The sequence below is a fragment of the Rhizobium sp. 9140 genome (genome assembly GCF_900067135.1).
Lineage (GTDB): Bacteria > Pseudomonadota > Alphaproteobacteria > Rhizobiales > Rhizobiaceae > Ferranicluibacter.
In genome coordinates, this window is record NZ_FJUR01000001.1 from 2243287 (window position 1) to 2260787 (window position 17501).

The window sequence follows — 17501 nt, forward strand, 5'->3', positions numbered from 1 at the left end:
CCTTGGGCGAGCGGGACCGGTTCTTGCCGGACACCGCCAGTGGGTGGAATACGCATGGCCGAAGGGCTGATACTGCCATTGGCAAACGACGAGACGGGCAACGGCACGGATCGCCGCGCCGCCTTTGCGCTGCCGGGCCTCGTGCTGGCCTCCGGTGCGCTTGCATGCGCGATCATCTCGCTGCTGGTGCTGCTTGGCCTGACGCCGATCAAGCCGGAAACCAACATCGTCATAGCCTCTGCGGCGATCAACGCCCTGTTCGTCATCGGCCTTATCTACCTGATCGGCCGGGAGATCATGCGGTTGCTCCGGGCTCGCAACAAGGGCCGGGCGGCCGCAAGATTGCATGTCCGCATTGTCGCGCTGTTTTCGATCGTCGCCATTACGCCCGCCATTCTCGTCGCCATCTTCGCGTCGATCACGCTCGATGTCGGGCTTGATCGCTGGTTCTCGTTGCGAACGCAGGCGATCGTGCGGTCCTCGATCGACGTCGCACAGGCCTACGTTCTGGAGAACGCGAGCTATCTGCAGGGGCAAACGGCGTCGATGGCAACCGACCTCGAGCGCAATCGCCAGCTTTACAGTCTCGACCGCACCGGTTTCGTGGATCTGATGACCCGGCAGGCGCGGGCACGCGGTATGCTCGGTGCGTTCCTCGTGCGGGCGGATGGCTCGGCGATCCTCCAGGCCAATATCCCGACCGACCGGCCCTTGCCGGCTATACCGGTCGATGCTCTGGCCAGCACCGTCTCGGGCCAGCCGACGCTCATCCCGCCCGGCATAACCAATCTCGTCGGCGCCATCATTCCACTCGATAACATCGCCGGGGCCTATCTCTACACCGTTCGCACCGTCGATCCCAAGGTGATGAACTCGATGCGGCTGATGGAGGAGAACGTTGCGGAATACCGCAACCTGGCCGCCGGCCGGACCTCGCTTCAGGTCGCCTTCGGGGTTCTCTATCTCGGCTTCGCGCTCATCGTTCTGCTTGCGGCGATCTGGGCGGCCATTGCCGTCGCGGACCGGATCGTGCGCCCCATCCGCCTGTTGATCGGTGCCGCCGACAGCGTCGCCTCGGGCAACCTCAACGTCGTCGTACCCGTTCACGCCGTCGATGGCGATGTCGGCAGTCTCTCGCGCACCTTCAACAAGATGATCGTGGAGATCCGCACCCAGCAGCATCAGTTGCTCGAAGCGAAGGACGAGATGGACAACCGCCGTCGCTTCATTGAGGCCGTGCTGTCGGGCGTGACGGCGGCCGTCATCGGCGTCGAGGACGATCGCCGCATCACCATCGCCAACCCATCGACGGAGGTTTTCCTCTCCCGTCCCACCTTCGACATCGTCGGCGAGCGTCTGGCGGATGTGGCGCCTGAGATCGATGATGTCCTGACCGAGGCGATCTCCAGGCCGCGGAACGACTTCCGCAAGCAGATCAACATCATGCGCAACGGCAAGGAGCGCACGCTGAACGTTCAGGTGACCCGCGAGGAGGCGACCGATACGGCCGAGTCCTACGTCATTACGCTCGATGACATCACCGATCTCGTCATCGCCCAGCGCTCAACCGCCTGGGCCGACGTCGCCCGCCGCATCGCGCATGAAATCAAGAACCCGCTGACGCCGATCCAGCTCTCTGCCGAGCGCCTGAAGCGCCGCTATGGCAAGCAGATCAACCCGGACGACCGGGCCGTTTTTGACCAGTGCACCGACACGATCGTTCGCCAAGTCGAGGATATCGGCCGCATGGTCGATGAATTCTCATCCTTCGCCCGCATGCCGAAGCCGACGAAGGAGCGCTCCGACCTCCGCGCGATCCTGAAAGATGCCGTTTTCCTGCGGGAAATGGGCACGAGCGACATCCAGTTCATCCGTGATTTCGGCGACGATGCTCTGGATGGCTCGTTCGACGGGCGCATGCTGGGGCAGGCTTTCGGGAACATCATCAAAAATGCGGTTGAATCGATCGAGTCGCTGCCCGCCGAAGCGGAACGCGACGAGCCGAAGATCATGATCCGCTCGCGTCTGAACGAGAGGAGCGGCACTTACGTGGTCGATATCATCGACAACGGCAAAGGCCTGCCGACCGAGAACCGTCACCGGATCCTCGAGCCCTACATGACGATGCGCGAGAAAGGCACCGGCCTCGGGCTCGCCATCGTCAAGAAGATCATCGAGGATCATGGCGGACACCTCGAACTGCACGACGCACCGGCCGATTTCGATCAGGGTCACGGCGCGATGATCCGCATCATCCTGCCACCGGCGATCGTTGTCGAGGCGGAGCGAAACCGCTCGGGTATCGCTGGCCCGCCCGCAGAACTCTTCGGCCCCGATCCGAAACGAACGGGCTCCGCCGATGCGGAACACCAAGACGACGACAGACAAAGCAAGGAACTGACCGATGGCCGCTGATATTCTGGTTGTAGACGACGAACAGGACATTCGCGAGATCGTCTCCGGCATCCTGTCAGACGAAGGTTACGAGACGCGCATGGCGTTCGACAGCGACAGCGCGCTGGCCGCCATTTCCGATCGCGTGCCGCGCCTCGTCTTCCTCGATATCTGGATGCAGGGCAGTCGCCTCGACGGTCTTTCCCTGCTGGACGAGATCAAGAGCCGGCACCCGGACTTGCCGGTCGTCATGATCTCCGGCCACGGCAACATCGAGACCGCCGTTTCGGCGATCCGTCGCGGAGCCTATGATTTCATCGAGAAGCCCTTCAAGGCGGACCGCCTGATCCTGATTGCGGAACGGGCGCTGGAAAACTCCAAGCTCAAGCGCGAGGTGACGGAGCTCAAGAAGCGCTCCGGCGATCCGGTCGAACTGATCGGCACCTCCGTCGCCGTCTCGCAGCTGCGCCAGACCATCGAAAAGGTCGCGCCGACCAACAGCCGCATCATGATCCACGGCCCCTCCGGCTCGGGCAAGGAACTCGTGGCACGGATGATTCACAAGAAGTCCGCCCGCGCGGCCGGCCCCTTCGTGGCGCTGAATGCTGCGGCGATCACGCCCGACCGCATGGAAATCGCCCTGTTCGGCACGGAGGGAACGCCGGGCCAGCCGCGCAAGACCGGCGCGCTGGAGGAAGCGCATGGCGGCATGCTCTATCTCGATGAAATCGGCGAAATGCCGCGCGAAACGCAGAACAAGATCCTGCGCGTGCTCGTGGACCAGCAGTTCGAGCGCGTTGGTGGTTCGAAGCGGGTCAAGGTCGACGTCCGCATCATCTCCTCCACCGCGTATAATCTGGAGAGCCTGATTGCCGAGGGCGCCTTCCGCGAGGATCTCTACCATCGTCTGGCGGTCATTCCCGTCCGCGTGCCGGCACTTGCCGATCGCCGGGAGGACATTCCGTTCCTGGTCGATATGTTCATGCGCCAGATCAGCGAACAGGCGGGCATTCGCTCGCGCAAGATCGGGGACGATGCGCTGGCCGTTCTGCAGGCACATGGCTGGCCGGGCAATATCCGACAGCTTCGCAACAATATCGAGCGCCTGATGATCCTCGCGCGTTCCGATGGCCCGGACACGGTGATCTCGGCCGACATGCTGCCGACGGAAGTGGGCGACAGCCTGCCGAAGATCTCCGCCCAAGGCGACCAGCACATCATGACGCTGCCGCTGCGCGAGGCGCGCGAAATGTTCGAGCGGGACTATCTGATCGCGCAGATCAACCGTTTCGGCGGAAACATCTCGCGCACGGCGGAGTTCGTGGGCATGGAGCGTTCCGCCCTGCATCGCAAGCTTAAGTCGCTCGGTGTGTAAGAGCTAGGGAACGCTGCGGACCCCACGGTGTCACGGAAACGTCGCGCAGGCTTTTTCGACATTGCGGAAGAGACCTCGATGCGATACCAGATTCCGCAGCGTCTGAGGGGCAGGCGCGCGGGGCAACTCTCGATTTACAGACGTATCAACCGGTTGATTTCGAACCGGCAATAAAGAAAGAAGCGGCGCTATGGCGGAACGTTCTCAGAACCTGCAGGACCTTTTTCTCAATACGGTTCGCAAACAGAAGATCTCTCTCACCATCTTCCTCATCAATGGCGTCAAGCTGACGGGCGTCGTTACCTCGTTCGATAATTTCTGCGTGCTGCTGCGGCGCGACGGGCACTCCCAGCTCGTTTACAAGCATGCCATCTCGACCATCATGCCGGGCCAGCCCATGCAGATGTTCGAGAGCGAAGAATCCGCCTCCTGAACACCGGACTGAAGCCATCACAAAACACAACGATACCCCAGACAGCATCATCCCCGAGACCGAAAAGCACCGTGACGACATGCGGGCGCTGGTCATCGTCCCGGTCGTCAAGAAAACCGGGCGGCAACACGCCGAGCAGCCGCATTCGGTTCGCACGGACGAGGCGCGTCTGGAGGAAACGATCGGTCTGGCACGCGCCATCGATCTCTCCGTCGTGCAGGGGCTGGTCGTGCCTGTCGCACAGCCCAAGCCGGGAACGCTGCTCGGCAGCGGCAAGATCGAAGAGATCGGCCATTTGCTGGATACCCAGGATGCCGGCCTCGTCATCATGGACCACCCGCTGACGCCGGTGCAGCAGCGCAATCTCGAGAAGGAATGGAACGCCAAGGTCATCGACCGCACGGGCCTCATTCTCGAGATTTTCGGCCGTCGTGCGTCCACCAAGGAAGGCACGTTGCAGGTCGATCTGGCGCATCTGAACTATCAGAAGGGGCGTCTGGTTCGCAGCTGGACCCACCTTGAACGCCAGCGCGGCGGCGCGGGCTTCATGGGTGGTCCGGGTGAAACCCAGATCGAGGCCGACCGCCGCCAGCTTCAGGACAAGATCATCAAGCTGGAAAAGGAGCTGGAGCAGGTGCGTCGCACACGACAGCTGCACCGCTCCAAGCGCCGCAAGGTGCCACATCCCATCGTCGCCCTCGTCGGTTACACCAATGCCGGCAAATCGACGCTGTTCAACCGCATTACCGGCGCTGGCGTGCTGGCCGAGGATATGCTGTTCGCCACCCTCGACCCGACGCTGCGCCGGATGAAGCTGCCGCAGGGCCGCACCGTGATTCTCTCCGACACCGTCGGCTTCATCTCGGACCTGCCGACGCATCTCGTGGCGGCATTCCGCGCGACGCTCGAAGAAGTGCTTGAAGCCGATCTTATCCTGCACGTCCGCGATGTCTCGGACCCGGACCACGCGGCGCAGTCCGAGGATGTCGAGCGCATTCTCGAAGATCTCGGCATCGACGAGAAGGCCCGGACCGAACGCCTGCTGGAGGTCTGGAACAAGATTGACCGGCTGGACGAAGAGCCGCATGCGGCTTTGCTCGAAAAAGCGGTGCATACGCCCAATACGATCACCGTGTCAGCCGTAACAGGCGAGGGGGTCGATGCCCTCATGCAGGAAATCAATCGCCGCCTTTCCGGCGTGATGATGGAGACGACGGTCACGCTGCCTGTCGATCGGCTGCAGCTTCTGCCCTGGCTCTACGAGCATGCGATCGTCGATCATCGCGAAGATCTCGAGGACGGCTCCATCCGGCTCGATCTGCGCCTGACGGAAACGGAGGCGGGGGAACTCGACCGTCGTCTCGGTCAGGGTCAGAAACCGGCCGCAGAAGACTGGGAATAGCAAAAGAGGCGCCATGCCTTGTGGCGCCTTGCCCGCTCTTGCCCTCGATATCGGGGCATTGCGACCTGACAGTTTCCCGACAGGATTTCGGCACTACCACACCCTCAGCATAGCCTGACGGGTTCCCGCCGGCGTTCTGACGGGAGTAACCCCTTGAAAATCCCCAAGCCTCTGCGGCCCGAGATCGGCAGCATTCCGCTGACCCTCATCGTGTCGGCCTATCTGCTTGTCGTCACCAACATCACCTTCTGGAGCCGCACCGCCGCAGCGTTCTCCTCAAACAAAACAAGCCTCGTCGCCTTCTCGGTCGCAATCTCGCTCCTGACCATCTGCGCCCTCGTGACGCTCTCCGTCCGCTATGTCACCAAGCCGGTCCTGATCCTCTGCGTTCTCGTCGCCGGCGTCGCGTCCTACTTTACCGACACCTACGGCGTCGTCGTGGACAAGGAGATGGTGGAGAGCGCCTTCGTCACGACGGGGGCGGAGGCAGGGCACCTGCTGACGCCGCACTTCGTGCTTCATATCCTCGTCTTCGCCGTCCTGCCGGCCGTCTTGATTGGCTTCGTGCGCATCCGCCACAGGCCGTTCCTGCAAAAAGCCTTGCGAAACCTCGCACTGATCCTTCCGGCCTTTGCCGTGGCGCTGGTTCTCGTCGGCTATAACTATGCGGCCATCGCTTTTGTCGCCCGCGAGCGGAAGGAGGTGCTGAACGTCTTCAACCCTGCGGCACCGCTGTCGTCGGCCGTCCGGTTCGCGCTCTCCGCCTATAAGGAGGTCGATGCCGTGGTCGCCCCCTTCGGCACGGACGCCCGGGCGGGAGATCGGCTTACGGCGGAGAAGAAGCCGGTCGTCGTCGTGGTCGTTGCCGGGGAAACTGCACGCGCCGCCAGCTTCTCTCTGGATGGCTATGTCCGCGAAACCAATCCCGAACTCAAAGCGCTCGGCGTGGCCAATTTCACCAACACGACCAGCTGCGGCACGGCAACTGCCGTGTCTTTGCCCTGCATGTTCTCCGGCTACCGGCGGACCGAATACAGCGAGAGCAAGGCGCGCACGCGCCAGAACCTCGTCGATGTCCTTACCCATGCCGGCGTGAACGTGTCCTGGTGGGACAACAATACGGGCAGCAAGGGCATCGCCAAGCTGATCGACTATGCCGCGATCAACGGCCGGCAGAACAGCCCCCTCTGTCACGAAGGCGAATGCCTGGACGGTATTTTCCTCGATGGCCTCGACAGCAAGCTCGCCACGATCAAACACGATACGGTGATCGTGCTCCACCAGCTGGGCAGCCACGGCCCGGGATATTTCGGCCGTTACCCCGCGGAATACCGCCGCTTCACGCCCGACTGCCGCACGGACGAGCTGATGAATTGCTCGCATGACGAGATCGTCAATGCCTATGACAACACGATCCTCTACACCGACCATATTCTCGCCAGTGTCGCCAAGTTGCTGGCAAAGCACGAAAACACGATGTCCGGCGCGATGATCTACATGTCCGACCACGGCGAATCGCTCGGGGAAAACGGCATCTATCTCCATGGCGCGCCTTATGCGATCGCGCCGAAGGAGCAGACCCATGTTCCCTTCATCTCTTGGTTCTCGCCGTCCTACGCACGAACCATGGGGCTTGATACGAAGTGCCTTCTCGCCTATTCGGATGCGGCCATGTCGCACGATAACCTGTTTCACACGGTGCTCGGCATGATGAACATCCAGACGGATGTCTATAATCGCGAACTGGACGCTTTCGCGCCCTGCGTGGCAAGAAGTTGAGATGGACAGGAATACGCTGCGCATGCAGGAGCGAGAGCCGACCCAGAATCTGCATGGCCGGAAGCTGCCGCGAAAGCTCACAGGCTTCCAACACTTCTTCGCCGCCGCGACTTACTCGCTGGGGGGCGCACGGCGTCTTCTCGGCGAAGCCGCTTTCCGGCAGGAGCTTATCGGCTTTGCCGTGGCGATGCTGGCCTTCGCCATCAGCGGCGCAACACTGTTTCAATACGTCGCGATGATGCTGCTCTTCCTGCTGATGATCGCGTTCGAGGCGCTGAACACGGCGATCGAGGAAATCGTCGATCGTGTATCGCCAGAAATCTCGGAAATGGGCCGTAACGCCAAGGATCTTGGCTCGCTGGCCTGCCTCTGCCTGATCCTCGCCAACGCCGGCTATGCATTCTATGTCGTCTTCCTCTCGCATATCGTGACCGACATGCCGTTGACCGGACTTTGATAGCGCAAAGGTGATCACCGTTCGGTGCGGTTCTTACGAAACTGTGTCTGAAAGCAAGCGCTTCTAAAGTTGACCTTTAGGTTCAGCTTATCTATACCGCCTCTGCCGGGCGCGTCGCCCGGGCACTCTCAGGAGGTCGTCATGAAAATTTCCGCTCGCGCCGCAGGCTTCGTTGCTGCGGCTGCTCTTCTGGCCGGGATGAACCCCGCGCTCGCCCAGTCCGAATCCGCAGGCATCGTCATCTACAATGCCCAGCACGAGAGCCTCGGCGTTGCCTGGGCCGAAGCTTTCACCAAGGAAACCGGCATCAAGGTGACCCTGCGCAAGGGCAGCGACATGGAGTTCGCAAACCAGATCGTCCAGGAGGGTGCCGCATCCCCCGCCGACGTCTTCCTGACAGAGAATTCGCCGGCCATGTCATTGGTTGATCAGGCGGGCCTGTTCGAACCCGTTGCCAAGGACACACTTGCGCAGGTTTCCGAGACTTTCCAGCCGTCCAACGGCCATTGGGTCGGCGTTGCCGCCCGCTCCACCGTCTTCGCCTATGACAAGACCAAGCTGACCGAAGACAAGCTGCCGAAGTCGCTGCTCGACCTCGCCGATCCCGCGTGGAAGGGTCGGTGGGCCGCGTCCCCGGCCGGCGCCGACTTCCAGGCGATCGTCAGTGCGCTTCTGGCGCTGAAGGGCGAAGCCGCCACCAAGGAATGGCTTGCCGCGATGAAGACGAACTTCACCGCCTACAAGGGCAATTCGACAGCCATGAAGGCCGTGAATGCCGGTGAGGTCGAAGGTGCGGTGATCTACCACTACTACTACTTCGGCGATCAGGCGAAGACCGGCGAGAACAGCAAGAACGTCTCCCTGCACTTCTTCAAGAATCAGGATCCGGGCGCCTTCGTCAGCATCTCCGGCGGCGGCGTTCTCGCCTCCAGCCAGCACAAGACGGAGGCTCAGGCTTTCCTGAAGTGGCTGACGGGCAAAGGCGGGCAGGCCGTCCTGCGCGATGGCACCTCCTTCGAATATGCCGTTTCCAAGGATGCGGAATCTAACGCGGCGCTTCCGGCACTTTCCACGCTGGACTACCCGAAGGTCGATCCGCAATCGTTGAACAGCAAGTCGGTCACCGACCTGATGACGGCTGCCGGCATCCTTTGATCTCCGAGCCGGCGTCACGTCGACGCAACATGACGTTTGCGTGAAGATTCTGGATTGATTTCATCCACAATCACCGCAATAGGTCATCGCGAGCCGTGCGCGCTTCCTTGCAGGAGGCGCGCATCTTTCATTCCGTACAGAGGCGCCAAACGTGCCGCATGCCGATGCCAAGTCCTTTGCTGTCTCTCTGGGCGTGACGCCCGGTCGTCTGATATCGGGGCGGCGAGCGCGTGTCGCGTATCCCCTGGTGACTCTGCCGGCCTTGCTCGTGGCGCTGGTCAGCCTCATCCCGCTCGGTTTCGTCGCCATCGTCACGGTTCAGACAGGGTGGGATCAGGTGGTTGCGCTCGTCTTTCGCGGGCGCGTCGGCGATCTCCTCATCAATACGGCGCTTCTCGAAGCGGCGACCGTGCCGCTGACCATCGTGCTGGCTGTCGCGCTGGCCTGGTTGACGGAGCGCACGGACCTGCCGTTCGCAAGGCTCTGGGCCTGGTTCTCCGTCGTGCCGCTCGCGGTTCCTGCCTTCGTGCATTCCTATGCCTGGATCAGCCTCGTTCCCGGCCTGAAAGGCCTCAGCGGCGGCGTCCTCGTTTCGGTACTGGCCTACTTTCCATTCCTCTATCTGCCGGTTGCCGCACAGCTGCGAAGGCTGGATCCTGCCATCGAGGATGCCGCGGCGTCCCTCGGACTCAGCCCGTGGCGGGTCTTCTTCCGGGCGGTCCTCCCGCAATTGCGGGTCGCAATCTGCGGCGGCAGCTTGCTCGTTGGCTTGCATCTTCTGGCCGAGTACGGCCTTTTCGTTATGATCCGGTTCGACACGTTTTCGACGGCCATCGTCGATCAGTTCCAGTCAGCCTTCAACGGCCCCGCCGCCAACATGCTCTCCGGCGTCCTTGTCCTCTGCTGCCTTGCGCTGCTGGGTACGGAAGCGCTGGCGCGCGGCGGCGAGCGATACGCCCGCGTCGGTTCCGGTGCGCCGCGCATGGTCACGCGCCACGCGCTCGGGGCCTGGGTATGGCCGGCATTGGCGCTGAACCTTGCGACAGCAGCGCTCGCCATCGGCGTGCCGTTCACGACGCTGACGCGGTGGCTGGCGATTGGGGGGCTGGAGATCTGGCCGCTGCAGACGGTGGGCAATGCCGTATTGCAGACCGTTCTCCTCGCCGTCATGGGCGGCATGCTGACCACGATTGCCGCCGCGCCCATGGCCTGGCTCTCGGTGCGCGCACCCGGCCGCCTGCAACGGGTGCTGGAAGCCTGCCACTATTATGTCGGCTCCCTGCCGGGCGTCGTCGTGGCGCTGGCGCTGGTCACCATCACCGTCAGGCTGGTCCTGCCGCTCTACCAGACATTCGCGACGCTTCTCCTCGCCTATGGCCTCCTGTTCCTGCCGCGCGCCCTGGTGGCGCTGCGGGCGAGCATCGCGCAGGCCCCCGTCGAGCTCGAGCGTGCCGCGATGGCGCTTGGGCGGGCACCCTTGCAGGCCGTCCGCGTCACGACGATGCGCCTTGCTGCGCCCGGTGCCGCTGCAAGCACCGCACTTGTTGCACTCGGCATCACCAACGAACTCACCGCCACCCTCATGCTCTCGCCGACCGGCGTCGAAACGCTTGCCACCAAGTTCTGGTCGCTGACGAGCGAGATCGATTATGTCGCTGCCGCGCCCTATGCGCTGATGATGGTCCTTCTGTCCCTGCCGCTGACGCTGGTCCTTCACCGCCAATCCAGTCGCGCAAGCGGGAGCGCCGCATGAGCTTTCTCTCCATCTCATCCGTCAGCAAGACCTACGGCCGCGATGCACGCGCCCTGATCGACGTCTCCCTCGTCGTCCCCGCCGGTGCGCGAACGGCGATCGTCGGTCCCTCCGGTTCCGGCAAGACCACACTTCTGAAGTTGATCGCCGGCTTCGAGCGGCCCGATGCCGGCCGTATCACGCTGGAGGGAACGGTGCTTGCGGGCGAGGGCACTCATGTACCCGCCCACAAGCGTGGCATCGGCATCGTTTCGCAGGACGGCGCACTGTTTCCGCATCTGACTGTCGGTGAGAATATCGGTTTCGGCCTGCCGAAACGGCAGGAAGGCCGCGACAGGCGTATCGCTGCATTGATGGAGACAGTGGAACTCGACGCGGACATGCTCTCGCGACGTCCGCACCAGCTCTCCGGCGGCCAGCAGCAACGCGTGGCGCTGGCCCGCGCCCTGGCGCTCGAACCTCGGCTGATGCTGCTCGACGAGCCGTTCTCCGCCCTCGATACCGGCCTGCGCGATACCATGCGTCGCACCGTCTCCCGCATCCTCTCGGCGTCAGGAACAACGTCCATTCTCGTGACGCATGATCAGGGCGAGGCACTCTCTTTCGCCGATCATGTCGCGGTGTTTCGGGAGGGACGGCTGGTTCAGGCCGGTAGCCCGCAATCGCTCTACCGCTGCCCCGCCGATCGGCAGACCGCGCTCTTTCTGGGGGATGCGGTACTGCTGGACGCGACTGTGATCGCAGGACATGCGGAAACCGTTCTCGGTCCTATTCCTGTCGGATCGACCGACAAGGCCTCTTCCGACGCTGCATCGAAATCGCTCGTCATGCTCCGCCCGGAGCAGTTGCGCATCCGCTGGCTCGGTCTCGGCGGGGCCGATTTGGTGAAGGGTGTGCAGGCACGCGTGCTCGATAGCGAGTTCGGCGGCGGTCTTTGCCGGTTGACGGTGGAGGTGGGTGAAGGCCCGGCACGCACCGTTCTCGATCTGCGCGTCTCCGGCTTCGACGTCGCTGCACCGGGTGAGACCGTCGCAATTGAGGTCGTGGGGCAGGGACACGTCCTGCCCGCCTGATGCTATCCAAGACTCTTGATCAGGCGAAGCTTTTGCGACGTCTTGCCACGGCGGCGGTTTCCTGCACGGCCGGGACCGTCTGAAGCACGCGGCGCGCCGGCAGGATGGCGATGACCTCCGTCCCTTCGCGCAGCTTCGAGCGCAGGATGAACTCGCCGTCGTGCTTTGCAAGGATCGCCTGCACGATCGGCAAGCCGAGGCCGGTTCCCTGTTCCGCGCTCTTGATGGCGATCGACCCTTGGCCGAAAGCCGAGAGCACGACGGGGATTTCCTCTTCCGGGATACCGGGGCCGTCGTCCTTGATGGAGAGATACTGTCCGCCGCCGGCCGTCCACCCGACCTTGACCGAGATCTGCCCGCCTTGCGGCGTGAACTTCACGGCGTTCGACAGCAGGTTCAGCGTCACCTGCCGCATGGCCTTCTCGTCCACCCAGACGGCTGGCATGCCGTGCTCGAACTGTTCTGTGATCGTGATGCTCTTCGTGCGGGCACGCAACTGCACCATGCCAATGCAGTCCTCGGTGATCTCTGCCAGCAGAATCGCTTCCTCATTGAGGTCGTAGCGGCCTGCCTCGATGCGGGAGAGGTCGAGAATTTCATTGATGAGATCGAGCAGGTGCTTGCCGGAACGGTGGATATCGCCGGTATACTCCTTGTAGATCGGGTTGTTCAGCGGTCCCATGACCTCGGTGAACATGACCTCGGAGAAACCGAGAATGGCATTCAGCGGCGTGCGCAACTCATGCGACATGGAGGCGAGAAAGCGGGATTTGGCAAGGTTCGCTTCTTCCGCTCGCCGGCGCGCCTCGTCCGACATGGATTTCGCGACTTCCAGTTCCGCGATCAGATCGTCCTTCTCGGCTTGCACGGAGAGGATCTGGATATTGGCGCGTCGCATCCGCGTCGTCATGTAGACAAGAAAGGCAAGCGACGTCGAAAGGACGATGGCGAGCACGACGAGATCCCCACGTCCACCCATGATAGCGGTACCGGTGAGAAGGGCGACGCAGGGCGCAAACGTGACGATCAGCGCATAGCGGAGCAGGATGGTGGCAATGGCCGTGGCGGCGAGGGCCACGAGAAGGGCCACGCCCTTGTACAGCCCGAAATCGCGCGGCACGCAGGATTGGCAATCCTGCAGCAGGAACAGCGCCCACACGACACCCATTAGCCCCTGTACGGCAAGGAACCGCCGACGCCAGTAGACGACGGCCTCCGGGGTCAGATCCTTTCGTCTGGCCCGCTGTGCTGAAAGGAGGCCGAGGGCATGGATGACGAGGGCCACGATGAGCCAACCGACGATCTGCACGTTTTCCGTCAGGTAGAGACCACCGGCAGCGATCATCATCAGGAGAATGGGCATCGCTGCTGCGCCCTGCAGGACGGAGGCGACGTAGAGAGCCAGCATTTCCTTGTCGAAGCCAGCGCCATTCGAAGGGCCGGATTGCAGGCGTTCGCGATTCGCGCGCACGGTTTTCGACACAGCCTTGTTGCGATGGCTGCGCGATTTGTCGACAATGATCTTGTCGGTCGATGTGCTGACGCCCTGATTCATCTTGTCCGGAAAGTCTGACGGATACCCAACGGATTCTAGGTAAGAATTGTTAAGAACTTGCTTCCTGAACGCGTTCGGTCCGCCCTCAGACAGTCGAATTCTAAGGTGTTTTTCATGGTAAGCCGGCGACGGTCGCTTGTCCGGGACGGTCTGTTGACGATCCTTTTCCTAGGGCTCGTCTGGCTTGCCGCCAGTCGCCTTGCCGGTGGTGGTGGTGAGACAGTTATCGGCCAGCCGCGCGTGGTGGATGGCGACACGCTCGCCATCGGGCGAGATCGCATTCGCCTTATCGGCATCGATGCGCCCGAGAGCGAACAGACCTGCGAGCGCGATGGCAGGGACTGGAATTGCGGGCAGGAGGCCCGACGGCATCTGGCGCGGCTGATCGGCAAGACCGCCGTCGCGTGCGAAGGCCGCGCGGATGACCGCTACGGCCGGCGACTTGCGATCTGTGCGGCTGGAGGCGAGGACCTCAACGCCCGGATGGTCGAGGACGGTTTTGCCGTCGCCTTCGGCGATTACGAGGTGGAGGAGGCGGATGCGCGCGCCCGCCGGGCAGGTCTCTGGGCCGGCACCTTCGATCGCCCGAGAGACTGGCGCGCCCGCCATGGCGGAATCGCTGAGGTGCCCCATATCGATATGGATTGGATCAAGGCGCTGCTGCGCCGTATCGAGACCGCATGGACATCCCGCTGAAACCGACCAGAGACGACGTCGAGCAACTCTCGCGAACGATTTCCGCTTGCCGCATCTGTCGTGATGCGCCGGTTTTCGGCGCACCGTTGCCGCATGAGCCGAGGCCGATATTCGTCCTCTCCGCGAAGGCCCGCATCCTCATCGCCAGTCAGGCCCCGGGCATGCGAGCGCATGTCAGCGGCGTCCCCTTCGATGATCCCTCGGGCAACCGGCTGCGAGACTGGCTTGGCGTGGATCGGCCGACCTTCTACGATCCGGACAAGTTCGCGATCGTTCCCATGGGATTCTGCTTCCCCGGTTACGACAGACACGGCGGCGACATTCCGCCAAGGCGCGAATGCGCGCCTGTCTGGCGAGAGACGGCGCTCGCCGCCGTGCCGAATGCCTCTCTCATCCTCGTCATCGGCGCCTATGCGCAGGCCTATCATCTTGGCACGAAGCGGCAGGCCTCGATGACGGCGACGGTGGCGGACTGGCGGCGGACGTTCGAGCGGGCGGAGGGACCCAAGCTGCTGCCTCTTCCACACCCCAGCTGGCGGAATACGCCATGGCTGAAACGGAACCCCTGGTTCGAAGCCGAACTGCTGCCGGTGCTCCGCGCTGAAATTGCATTGCGGATATCTTGAGAATTCTCTCTGGTATTGGCCCTTTTTGACGCTATAGAAGAAATAATATTCGAAGGGGGCTATTGAAATGGATCGTCTCGATCGCAAAATCCTGCGACTTCTGCAGGAAGATTCGACACTCGCCGTTGCCGATCTGGCAAAAAAGGTCGGGCTGTCGACGACGCCATGCTGGCGGCGCATCCAGAAGATGGAAGAAGAAGGCGTCATCCGTGGCCGCGTCGCGCTGCTCGATCCGGCGAAGATCAATACCAAGGTTACCGTCTTCGTGTCGATCCGCACCAATGCGCACTCGATCGAGTGGCTTCGGCGCTTCTCGGAAGTCGTCGGAGAATTTCCCGAAGTGGTCGAACTCTACCGGATGAGCGGCGACGTCGATTACCTGCTGCGCGTGGTGGTGCCGGATATCGCGGCCTATGACGCCTTCTACAAGCGTCTGATCGCCAAGATCGAGATTCGCGACGTGTCCTCGGCTTTCGCCATGGAGCAGATCAAGTACACGACGCAGATGCCGCTCGACTACATGATCCTGGAGCAGGCGAAGTCCCAGGAGGACTGACATCTCGTCAACATGGACGTGGGAGAAGAAGTAGGCGCGCCTACTTCTCCTCCAGCCGAGCCAGCAGCGACGAGGTATCCCAGCGCTTGCCGCCCATCGCCTGCACCTCGCCGTAGAACTGATCGACAAGCGCCGTGACTGGAAGCTTGGCGCCGTTGCGACGGGCTTCGGTCAGCACGATCTCCAGATCCTTGCGCATCCAGTCCACAGCAAAGCCGAAGTCGTATGTGCCGGAGATCATGGTCTTGTGGCGGTTTTCCATCTGCCAGGAACCGGCCGCTCCCTTGGAGATCACCTCCACAACGGCCTCCATGTCGAGCCCGGCGCTCTTCCCGAAATGCACGGCTTCGGCCAGCCCCTGAACGAGGCCTGCAATGCAGATCTGGTTGACCATCTTGGTCAGCTGACCGCTGCCGGCCGGTCCCATCAGGCCGACCATGCGGGCATAGGCGTCGATGACCGGCCGCGCCCTTTCGAACACGTCGGGGTCGCCCCCGCACATGACGGTGAGAACACCGTTCTCCGCACCCGCCTGCCCACCGGAGACCGGCGCGTCGATGAAATGCGCGTCACGTGCACGCGCCGCCGCGTCCAGTTCCCGGGCGACTTCAGCGGAGGCCGTGGTATTGTCGATGAAGATCGCGCCAGCGCGAAGCGTTTCGAAAGCGCCGTCCTTTCCCGTGGTGACCGACCGCAGGTCGTCATCGTTGCCGACGCAGCAGAACACGACGTCCGCGTCGCGTGCAGCTTCGGCCGGGGTCGCTGCCGACGTGCCGCCGTTTTCCGACACCCAAGTTTCGGCCTTTGCCGATGTGCGGTTATAGACCGTCAGGTCATGGCCGCCCTTGACGGCAAGATGACGGGCCATGGGATATCCCATGACACCGAGACCGATGAAGGCGACTTTGGCCATGGGGCTCTCCTCAGGCGATAGATAGATTGTAGCGTCGGGATCAGGACGGTTTGCGCAGCCGCGCCACGATCAGATGACCGGCAATCGGCGCACCGTCTTCCATGCGTACGACGATATCGGTGAGATCGACCAGATCGAATCCTGTCGCCTCAAGCCGTTCGAGCACGTATTCCCGCGCATGCGCGAATCGCTGGTGCGGACCGACCATGAAACGGCGGCCGGCGAAGACGTCGTCGGGCAAGGTTTCGCTCGAGAAGATGAACAGCCCGCCCGGCTCCATAGTCTCGGCTGCTGCAAAGAACAGCGCTTCGAGGCCGCCGAGATAGGGCAGGACATCCGTCGCGGTCACGAGATCGAACGGTCCGTCGTCGTTATCCTCGAGAAAATCCACCGCCTCGCCGACATAGAGCGCGTCGTAGAGATCCTTCTCATGGGCGATCTCGATCATGTTTTCCGAGAGATCGACGCCGGTCAGGCTCTCGACCATGTCGCGCAGCGCGCCGCCGGTGAGGCCGGTTCCGCAGCCGAGATCGAGCAGGCTCTCGAAGGGTCCAAGCCCAAGCGCCTGCAGCCGCTGGCGCACCATCATCGGCACGGAATAGCCGAGCTGTTCCACAAGAACGTCCTCGAACACATCGGCATGCTGGTCGAACAGGGTCGTGACATAGGCGTCCGACGCCTTGTCGGGCGTCTCGCCGCGTCCCATGGAGGCGATGCGTACGGCAGCGCCACCATGATCTTCCGGATCGAGGACCAAAACGTCCCGGTAGGCAGAGACCGCCGCCTCGACATCGCCGGATTTTTCAAGCGCGAGAGCGCGGTTATAGGCCTCGGCCAAAGCTTCTTCGTCGATCTTCTTTTGCATGGGTGCTTTGTAGGATGGGCATTGCCGAATGGCAATCCCGATCCGCCGCCGGAAACCCCCATGCGGAGCAGCATCATGGAGACATCAGTTGATGATGAATTCCCCTCGCAATGCGCGCCAGTCGCCGGCCGATATCAGCTTGCGATGGACGTAGCGCACTGAGTGGAGCGGCCCATCGAGCGTTTCCTGCCAGAATTTCAAGAAGCGTTTCATTTCGGGGAAATGCGGCGCCAGGTCGTAATGCTGCCAGAGGTAGCTCTGCAGGATCGCTTGGCGATCCGGCATTCGGTAGAGGATCTCGGCCGTGGTGAGGCCGTACCCTTTCAGCTGCAGTTCCATGTCAGATGCCATGCGAAACCTCATCTATGCTGAATGACGGTCTCTAGAATGAAGCGCCCGAATGGTTAAGCAAGTCTTAATGACAGCTGCGTGACGAAGAATATTGTGTTTTAACAGACGCTTGGCAGCC

The 17501-nt window shown here is 62.4% G+C and carries 16 protein-coding genes; 12 read left to right on the forward strand and 4 right to left on the reverse strand.

Going from position 1 to position 17501, the window contains the following annotated elements; translation table 11 throughout:
- Nucleotides 1-54: 54 nt before the first annotated feature.
- From GA0004734_RS10590 to GA0004734_RS10630, 9 genes are all read left to right on the forward strand, one after another.
- Complete coding sequence (locus GA0004734_RS10590; protein ID WP_092933549.1) at nucleotides 55-2415, forward strand: sensor histidine kinase NtrY-like; 2361 nt, start codon at nucleotides 55-57, stop codon at nucleotides 2413-2415.
- Nucleotides 2405-3769: a nitrogen assimilation response regulator NtrX gene (locus GA0004734_RS10595; protein ID WP_062596507.1), complete on the forward strand. Its 1365-nt coding sequence runs from the start codon at nucleotides 2405-2407 to the stop codon at nucleotides 3767-3769. Before GA0004734_RS10590 ends, GA0004734_RS10595 begins: the two co-directional genes overlap by 11 nt.
- A gap of 190 nt (nucleotides 3770-3959) precedes the next feature.
- Nucleotides 3960-4202, forward strand: a complete 243-nt coding sequence (gene hfq, locus GA0004734_RS10600; RefSeq protein ID WP_018325164.1) for an RNA chaperone Hfq — start codon at nucleotides 3960-3962, stop codon at nucleotides 4200-4202.
- A 79-nt stretch (nucleotides 4203-4281) separates the two neighbouring features.
- The gene (gene hflX, locus GA0004734_RS10605) at nucleotides 4282-5604 is read left to right on the forward strand and encodes a GTPase HflX (RefSeq protein ID WP_092933551.1); all 1323 of its coding nucleotides are present in this window, start codon (nucleotides 4282-4284) and stop codon (nucleotides 5602-5604) included.
- 153 nt (nucleotides 5605-5757) lie between these two features.
- The gene (locus GA0004734_RS10610; protein WP_092933553.1) at nucleotides 5758-7383 is read left to right on the forward strand and encodes a phosphoethanolamine transferase; all 1626 of its coding nucleotides are present in this window, start codon (nucleotides 5758-5760) and stop codon (nucleotides 7381-7383) included.
- Between the two features lie 22 nt (nucleotides 7384-7405).
- Nucleotides 7406-7840: a diacylglycerol kinase gene (locus tag GA0004734_RS10615; protein ID WP_092936168.1), complete on the forward strand. Its 435-nt coding sequence runs from the start codon at nucleotides 7406-7408 to the stop codon at nucleotides 7838-7840.
- A gap of 141 nt (nucleotides 7841-7981) precedes the next feature.
- Complete coding sequence (locus tag GA0004734_RS10620; RefSeq protein ID WP_092933555.1) at nucleotides 7982-8995, forward strand: iron ABC transporter substrate-binding protein; 1014 nt, start codon at nucleotides 7982-7984, stop codon at nucleotides 8993-8995.
- Between the two features lie 208 nt (nucleotides 8996-9203).
- Nucleotides 9204-10748 (forward strand): ABC transporter permease, encoded by a 1545-nt coding sequence (locus GA0004734_RS10625; protein WP_245292504.1) that lies wholly within the window; start codon nucleotides 9204-9206, stop codon nucleotides 10746-10748.
- Entirely contained in the window at nucleotides 10745-11821 is a 1077-nt protein-coding gene (locus GA0004734_RS10630; RefSeq protein ID WP_092933559.1) for an ABC transporter ATP-binding protein, read from the forward strand. The genes GA0004734_RS10625 and GA0004734_RS10630 overlap by 4 nt, the downstream gene beginning before the upstream one ends.
- Before the next feature lie 19 nt (nucleotides 11822-11840).
- Here the strand turns inward: GA0004734_RS10630 and GA0004734_RS10635 are convergent, their stop codons facing one another.
- Nucleotides 11841-13376: a sensor histidine kinase gene (locus GA0004734_RS10635; RefSeq protein WP_092933561.1), complete on the reverse strand. Its 1536-nt coding sequence runs from the start codon at nucleotides 13374-13376 to the stop codon at nucleotides 11841-11843.
- Nucleotides 13377-13529: 153 nt separating this feature from the next.
- Between GA0004734_RS10635 and GA0004734_RS10640 the strand changes: the two genes are divergently transcribed.
- From GA0004734_RS10640 to GA0004734_RS10650, 3 genes are all read left to right on the forward strand, one after another.
- Complete coding sequence (locus tag GA0004734_RS10640) at nucleotides 13530-14072, forward strand: thermonuclease family protein (RefSeq protein WP_245292392.1); 543 nt, start codon at nucleotides 13530-13532, stop codon at nucleotides 14070-14072.
- Nucleotides 14057-14698: a uracil-DNA glycosylase family protein gene (locus GA0004734_RS10645; RefSeq protein WP_092933563.1), complete on the forward strand. Its 642-nt coding sequence runs from the start codon at nucleotides 14057-14059 to the stop codon at nucleotides 14696-14698. The genes GA0004734_RS10640 and GA0004734_RS10645 overlap by 16 nt, the downstream gene beginning before the upstream one ends.
- Before the next feature lie 67 nt (nucleotides 14699-14765).
- Nucleotides 14766-15254, forward strand: a complete 489-nt coding sequence (locus GA0004734_RS10650) for an Lrp/AsnC family transcriptional regulator (RefSeq protein WP_062596499.1) — start codon at nucleotides 14766-14768, stop codon at nucleotides 15252-15254.
- 40 nt (nucleotides 15255-15294) lie between these two features.
- On the opposite strand, the gene GA0004734_RS10655 is transcribed toward GA0004734_RS10650, so the two are convergent.
- From GA0004734_RS10655 to GA0004734_RS10665, 3 genes are all read right to left on the reverse strand, one after another.
- A complete protein-coding gene (locus GA0004734_RS10655; protein ID WP_092933565.1) occupies nucleotides 15295-16167 on the reverse strand; it encodes an NAD(P)-dependent oxidoreductase in 873 nt (290 codons plus the stop codon).
- A gap of 40 nt (nucleotides 16168-16207) precedes the next feature.
- Nucleotides 16208-17032 carry a methyltransferase domain-containing protein gene (locus tag GA0004734_RS10660; RefSeq protein ID WP_092933567.1) on the reverse strand — a complete coding sequence of 275 codons (825 nt, stop codon included), beginning with the start codon at nucleotides 17030-17032 and terminating at the stop codon, nucleotides 16208-16210.
- An 84-nt stretch (nucleotides 17033-17116) separates the two neighbouring features.
- On the reverse strand, nucleotides 17117-17383 hold the full coding sequence (locus GA0004734_RS10665; protein ID WP_092933569.1) for an usg protein: 267 nt from the start codon (nucleotides 17381-17383) through the stop codon (nucleotides 17117-17119).
- Between the last annotated feature and the right edge of the window lie 118 nt (nucleotides 17384-17501).

Bases quoted from the DNA above. Each gene is read 5' to 3' on its own strand.
- hfq (WP_018325164.1), top strand. From the start codon at position 3,960: ATGGCGGAACGTTCTCAGAACCTGCAGGACCTTTTTCTCAATACGGTT.
- GA0004734_RS10655 (WP_092933565.1), bottom strand. From the start codon at position 16,167: ATGGCCAAAGTCGCCTTCATCGGTCTCGGTGTCATGGGATATCCCATG.
- GA0004734_RS10590 (WP_092933549.1), top strand. From the start codon at position 55: ATGGCCGAAGGGCTGATACTGCCATTGGCAAACGACGAGACGGGCAAC.
- GA0004734_RS10595 (WP_062596507.1), top strand. From the start codon at position 2,405: ATGGCCGCTGATATTCTGGTTGTAGACGACGAACAGGACATTCGCGAG.
- GA0004734_RS10650 (WP_062596499.1), top strand. From the start codon at position 14,766: ATGGATCGTCTCGATCGCAAAATCCTGCGACTTCTGCAGGAAGATTCG.
- hflX (WP_092933551.1), top strand. From the start codon at position 4,282: ATGCGGGCGCTGGTCATCGTCCCGGTCGTCAAGAAAACCGGGCGGCAA.
- GA0004734_RS10665 (WP_092933569.1), bottom strand. From the start codon at position 17,383: ATGGCATCTGACATGGAACTGCAGCTGAAAGGGTACGGCCTCACCACG.
- GA0004734_RS10630 (WP_092933559.1), top strand. From the start codon at position 10,745: ATGAGCTTTCTCTCCATCTCATCCGTCAGCAAGACCTACGGCCGCGAT.
- GA0004734_RS10635 (WP_092933561.1), bottom strand. From the start codon at position 13,376: ATGAATCAGGGCGTCAGCACATCGACCGACAAGATCATTGTCGACAAA.
- GA0004734_RS10660 (WP_092933567.1), bottom strand. From the start codon at position 17,032: ATGCAAAAGAAGATCGACGAAGAAGCTTTGGCCGAGGCCTATAACCGC.
- GA0004734_RS10645 (WP_092933563.1), top strand. From the start codon at position 14,057: ATGGACATCCCGCTGAAACCGACCAGAGACGACGTCGAGCAACTCTCG.
- GA0004734_RS10615 (WP_092936168.1), top strand. From the start codon at position 7,406: ATGCAGGAGCGAGAGCCGACCCAGAATCTGCATGGCCGGAAGCTGCCG.
- GA0004734_RS10620 (WP_092933555.1), top strand. From the start codon at position 7,982: ATGAAAATTTCCGCTCGCGCCGCAGGCTTCGTTGCTGCGGCTGCTCTT.